The organism is Streptomyces sp. NPDC002926 (genome assembly GCF_053591755.1).
Genome location: NZ_JBSFUK010000070.1, coordinates 1 through 5,990 on the forward strand (window position 1 = coordinate 1; position 5,990 = coordinate 5,990).

A 5,990-nucleotide genomic window follows, 5' to 3' on the forward strand; every position below is an offset into this window, starting at 1 on the left:
TCATGGGGGAGGGGGCGGTCTTTGTCGCCTCGCAGTCGCAGCGTGGGGGTGAACGGGCTGATGAGTGCCGGGACATGTTCCGGGCGGTGGGCATTCTGCACACCCATGGGCTGAGTCTGGACTTCACGCGGATCCTGCCGGCCGGCGGCACCACCGCGCCGGTCGATCTGCCCACCTACGCCTTCCAGCGCGAGCGTTACTGGAGTGAGCCGGTCTCCGTTTCGACTGATGTGACCTCGGCCGGTCTCGAGTCGCCGGAGCATCCGTGGCTGGGTGCGGCGACGATGCTCGCGGGTGATGAGGGTCATCTGTTCACCGGCCGGCTCTCTGCCGCCGGTCAGCCCTGGCTGACCGACCATGCCGTGTTCGGCACCGTTCTGGTCCCGGGCACCGGGCTGCTGGAACTCGCACTTGCTGCCGCACAGCGCACCGGAGCCGCGGGAATCGGCGAACTGACCATCCTCGAACCCCTCGTACTGCGCGACGCCGTCCGTCTCCAGGTCAAGGTCGCCGCCCCTGACGGCGGCACCACCCGCACCATCGACATCCACAGCCGCCCGGACAATGCACAGGACGCAGCGGCCTGGACCCTGCACGCCACCGGTGAACTGACGGACGAGCGCGGCGCGGCACCGTCTGCCGCCGCCCTCGCCGAACTCGCCCAGTGGCCGGTCCCCGGCACCGAGCGCGTGCCGCTCGACGGCTTCTACGACGGGCTGTTCGACCAGGGCCTGGAGTACGGCCCGGCGTTCCAGGGCCTGACCGAGCTGTGGCGGGGGGACGGCACCGCCTACGGACTCGTCCGGCTCCCGGACGGGCTCGAGCCGGGCGACTACGGCATCCATCCGGCCCTTCTGGACGCCTGCCTGCACACCCTCGCCGCCACCGGCGGGCCGGACGAGGAGCAGGACCCCTCAAGTGTCCTGCTGCCGTTCGCCTGGTCCGGCGTCGAGCTGCACGCGTCGGGCGCCACCGAGATCCGGGTACGTGTCGAACTCACCGGTGAATCGTCGGCGACCGTACTGGCGGCCGACACCACCGGCACACCGGTCGCGGGCGTCACGGGTCTCGAAGTGCGGCGCGCCGACTCCGAGCAGCTGCGGATCCCGGACGACACCGACAGCGGCACGGATCACCTCTATCAGGTGGAGTATCAGCCGCGGCAGCTGCCCGACGCGGGTCAGGACGAGCCGGCCCCCTCGGGAACCCCGCTTGTCCTCGGCCACGACGGTGTCGTATCGCGTCTCCTCGGCGTCCAGGCGGTCGCCGATCTGCACGCCGTCCTGGATCCGGGAGCGGGCGAGCCGGGTCTGATCGTCGTCGATCTGACGGCGCCGATGACTTCCCCGCCGGGCGGGGAGGGTGTCGCGGACCTGGCGCGGAACTCCGCGGTCGGTGCGCTGGAATGGCTTCAGAGTTTCCTGGACGATCCTCGTTTCGAGCGTACGGAAGTGGTCTGGGTGACCCGGGAGGCCGTCGCTGCCGGGCCCGCCGACGCGGTGTCCGCTCTCGCCGAGGCGCCGCTGTGGGGTCTGGTGCGCGTAGCGCGCGCCGAGCACCCTGAGCGGAATCTGCGGCTGCTGGACATCGGTCCGGACGAGCCGGAGCGCGCCCTGCTGCTGCGGGCGCTGGCCGCGCACTCCGAGCCGGAGCTGGTGCTGCGCGCCGAGGAAGCGCTGGTCCCACGGCTGGTGCGGACATCGGGTGCTTCTGCCTCCGGCACGCTGGTGCTGCCCGCGGACAACGACTCGTGGTACCTGGACATCGAGGAGAAGGGGCGGCTCGACACCTTCGTGTTCCGGTCCGCGCCCCGCGCCGAGCTGCCCGAGGGACATGTACGGGTGCGGATCCAGGCCGCGGGCATGAACTTCCGCGACGTACTGAACGCGCTGGACATGGTGCACGCGCCGAAGCTCGGACTCGAATGCTCCGGCACCGTCCTGGAGGCCGCTCCCGGCGTCACAGGGCTCCGGCCGGGCGACCGCGTGATGGGCCTTGCCGTGGGGACGTTCGGCACCGAAGTCACCGTCGATGCGCGCTGGATGGTGCGGATACCCGACTCGCTCACCTTCGCGCAGGCGGCGACCATGCCGCTGGCGTACCTCACCGCGTACTACGCCTTCACCGAGCTCGGCGATCTGCGCGCGGGGGAGAAGGTGCTGATCCACGCGGCCGCGGGCGGTGTCGGCATGGCGGCCGTGCAGCTGGCACAGCACATGGGGGCCGAGGTGTTCGGCACGGCCAGTACCCGCAAGTGGCCCGCCCTGCGTGAACTGGGGCTCGCCGACGATCACATCGCCTCCTCGCGTGACACCGGGTTCGCCGGTGCCTGGTTGCCGGCCACCGGCGGCCGGGGCGTGGATCTCGTACTCAACGCGCTGACCGGCGAGTTCGTGGATGCGTCGCTGAGCCTGCTGCCCGGTGGCGGACGGTTCCTGGAGATGGGCAAGACAGACGTGCGCGACGCCGGCGAAGTCGCCGCGGCGTATCCCGGTGTCGCCTACCAGGCGTTCGACCTCATCGAGAGCGGTGAGGACCGCATCCAGGACATGCTGGTCGCGCTCGTCGGGCTGCTGGAGCAGGGAGCCATCGCCCCGCTGCCGTACAAGGCCTTCGATGTACGCGAGGCACCCACGGCCTTCCGGCTGATGGCCCAGGGGCGCAGCACCGGCAAGTTCGTCCTCAGCGTCCCGCGCGCGATGTCCCCCGACGGCAGTGCGCTGCTGACCGGCGGCACCGGTGAACTCGGCCGGCTGGTCGCGCACCACCTGGTGCGCGAACACCGGGTGCGCCATCTCGTGCTGACCTCGCGCCGGGGCCCGGACGCGCCCGGCACGCCCGAGCTGGTGCGTGAGCTCGAAGAAGCGGGCGCCGCGAGTGTGCGGGTGGTGGCCTGCGACGTGTCGCGGCGCGCGGACATCGCCCGGGTGGTCGAGGAGACCCACGCGGAGCACCCGCTGACCGCGGTTGTTCACCTGGCAGCCGTACTGGACGACGGTGTCGTACTGAACCAGAGCGCGGAGCGTTTCACCCGCGTGCTGGAGCCGAAGATCGCGGGCGCCGTCCATCTCCACGAGCTGACCGAGCATCTGGACCTCGCCGCGTTCGTGCTGTTCTCCTCCGCCGCAGGCACGCTGGGCGCGCCGGGACAGTGCAACTACGCGGCGGGCAACGTGTTCCTCGACGCGCTTGCCGCGCACCGGCGCTGCCGGGGGCTTCCGGCGCTGAGTCTGGCCTGGGGCCTGTGGCAGCAGGCGGGCACCGGGATGACCGCCGGGCTCGACGAGGCAGAGCTCGGCCGGCTGCGCCGGCAGGGTTCGCAGGCGCTCTCCGCCCAGGAGGGCATCGGTCTGCTCGGCGTCTCGCTGGGCCTGCCGCAGGCACATCTGGTGCCGATCAAGATCGATAAGGCCGGATTGCAGCGTGAGGCTGCGGGCGTGCCGCCGCTGCTGAGCGCCCTGGTGCGGCCCAGGCCGCGACGCGCGACGGCCGTGCAGCAGAGCGGAGCGTTCACCGAGCGTCTCGCAGCGCTGCCGGCGGCCGAGCAGGTCGCCTCGCTGCTGCGCTCGGTGCAGGACGAGGTGGCGGGCGTGCTGGGACTGCGCGGCGACGCCGTCATCGAGGCGGACAGTCCGCTGCGCGAGCTGGGCTGGGACTCGCTGATGGCCGTCGAGCTGCGCAACCGTCTCTCCGCGCTCGCGCGGGTGACGCTGCCGTCCACCCTGACCTTCGACTATCCGACCCCGCGGGCCATCGCCGAGCTGCTGCATGTGCGGCTGGCCCTGGGTACCCCCACGACGACGGACACACCACCGAACGATCCCCGCGAGCAGGCCGAGTGGGCTCTGGGCCGGATATCGCCCCAGCAGCTCCAGCACAGCGGGCTGCTGGCCCAACTGCTCGAACTCGCCCGGCCACAGGCCGAGAACGGCGCGACGGCCGGCACGGCCATCGACGTCATGCAGGCCGCCGGGGAACTGACGGACGACGAGATGGACCGGGCGCTGGACGCGGTCCTCGGCGACACGGTGTGACCAGCGAAAGGCACGGCCGGGCCCGCGAGGCCCGGCGTGCGACCGAACCCCCCATAACAGCGAACGCTAGGAGCTGATTCAGTGCCTACGGCAAAGAACGAAACAAACGAGCAGGCGGTACGTCACCGCTGGGTGGCACTTACCGTGGTGACACTCGCGGCCTTCCTCGACAACCTGGACGCCAATGCCGTCACCGTCGTACTCCCCGACATCCAGAAGGATCTGGGGGCGACCTTCGGCACTGCGCAGTGGACGCTGGCCGGTTACACCCTGGCCTATGCGCTGTTCCTGATCACCGGCGGTCGGCTGGGAGACATCTACGGGCGCAAGCGTCTGTTCCTGACCGGAGTTGTGGGCTTCACTCTTGCCTCGGTTGTCGCCGCCACGGCGACGAACGCCGAGATGCTCGTGGCAGGGCGGTTCGGCCAGGGCTTCACCGCGGCGCTGATGGTGCCGCAGGCGGTGTCGGTCATCATCACGATGTTCCGCCAGGACGAATGGCCGGGCGCATTCGCCGTCATGGGTATCGCGCTGAGCGTGGGAAGTGTCGGCGGTCCGCTGCTCGGTGGTCTGCTGGCCGAGGCGGACATCATGGGGCTCGGCTGGCGCGCCCTGTTCTTCCTGAACGTGCCGCTCGGAGTGCTCGCGGTGGCCATCGCCGCCCGCTACATGCCCGAGACCCGTTCCGACACACCACTGCGGCTCGACATCACGGGTGTACTGCTGCTGACCGTGGCCTCGCTCGGCCTGATGTATCCGCTGGTACAGGGACACGAACTGGGCTGGCCCGCCTGGTCGATGGCCGTGATCGCACTGTCCCTGGTGCTGCTCGGCGTGTTCGTGGCGCAGCAGCGCCGCCGCCAGGAGCGCGACGGTTCCGCGCTGATTCCGCCGTCGCTGTTCGCCTACCGCTCCGCCAAGATCGGGCTGCCGCTGGTGGTGCTCTGCTACGGCGGTGTCGCGTCCTTCTTCCTCGTCCTGAGCTACCACGAGCAGGTCGGCCTGGGCTGGTCCGTGCTCAAGACCGCGCTGGTGATGGCGGCGTGGCCGATCGGCATCATCGCGACCTTCCAGATCGCCTGGCGGTTCTCGGGCGGCCGCGGTCGTGACTTCGTACGAGGAGGGGCACTGCTCCTGGCTCTCGGCGGGGCCGGCGTGGTGTGGACCGTCAACTCCGGCGGTGCGGACCTGAACTGGGTTCCGCTGGTCTTCTCCGAGCTCGTCATGGGCTTCGGCCTGGGGCTGACCGCTCCGGTCCTCACGGCCGTCGTGCTCGGTGATGTGCCGCCGGAGAACGCGGGCGTCGGCTCGGGAGTGCTCAATGCGGCCATCCAGTTCGGCTCGGCCGCGGGTGTCGCGGGCGTCGGAGCCGTCTACTTCAGCCGCCTCGGCAGCGGGAGCGACATCGGCGACTTCTCCTCCGTGACCTCGACGACGCTCGGCGTCAACATCGCCCTGTTCGTGCTGACGGCGGTGCTCGCCACCTTCCTCACCGGCCGCAAGGACGCGGCGGAGGCGGCCGCGGAGCCGGACGCCGGAGGGACCCAGCCGGAGCACGCCGCCGAACTGGCCGTGTAAAGCAAACCAACTTGTCCATCATCCGTTTCATCTGGCCGAGAACAATTCCCGAAAGCCAGGAGCCGATTGTCGGTCTCCGAATGCCGTGCCATGATGAAATTCCCCAAGTGTTAGATGTCAGGAGGAGCACATGACCGACACGCCCCAGTGGGATTCCGTACCGCAGGACGACGCCAAGGACAAGTTCAAGAGGGCCCTTGAGCAGAAGGGCAATGCGTCCCGGGCCAAGAAGGCGCACCAGGAAGGCCGGATGCAGGTCAAGAACATGAGTGGACCCGCAGGCCAGAAGAGGTTCTACCGCCGAAAGACCGGGTGAAGGGCACACGCCGCCCCGAGAGTTTCGCAAAGGCTGCCGCGCCCGGCCGCAAAGGACGGGCG

General features: G+C 70.1%; 3 protein-coding genes. All 3 read left to right on the forward strand.

Annotation, left to right across the window (positions count from 1 at the left end; translation table 11 throughout):
• Positions 1-86 precede the first annotated feature (86 nt).
• The 3 genes from ACWDZ6_RS33185 to ACWDZ6_RS33195 all read left to right on the forward strand — a co-directional run bounded on the left by ACWDZ6_RS33185 (position 87) and on the right by ACWDZ6_RS33195 (position 5,928).
• Positions 87-4,034 (forward strand): SDR family NAD(P)-dependent oxidoreductase, encoded by a 3,948-nt coding sequence (locus ACWDZ6_RS33185; protein ID WP_451505801.1) that lies wholly within the window; start codon positions 87-89, stop codon positions 4,032-4,034.
• A gap of 81 nt (positions 4,035-4,115) precedes the next feature.
• Positions 4,116-5,612 (forward strand): MFS transporter, encoded by a 1,497-nt coding sequence (locus ACWDZ6_RS33190; protein WP_451505802.1) that lies wholly within the window; start codon positions 4,116-4,118, stop codon positions 5,610-5,612.
• A gap of 130 nt (positions 5,613-5,742) precedes the next feature.
• Positions 5,743-5,928, forward strand: a complete 186-nt coding sequence (locus tag ACWDZ6_RS33195) for a DUF5302 domain-containing protein (RefSeq protein ID WP_451505803.1) — start codon at positions 5,743-5,745, stop codon at positions 5,926-5,928.
• Positions 5,929-5,990: the final 62 nt, after the last annotated feature.

Excerpts from the sequence above, each read along its gene's own strand:
- ACWDZ6_RS33195 (WP_451505803.1), top strand. The coding sequence starts at position 5,743 with ATGACCGACACGCCCCAGTGGGATTCCGTACCGCAGGACGACGCCAAG.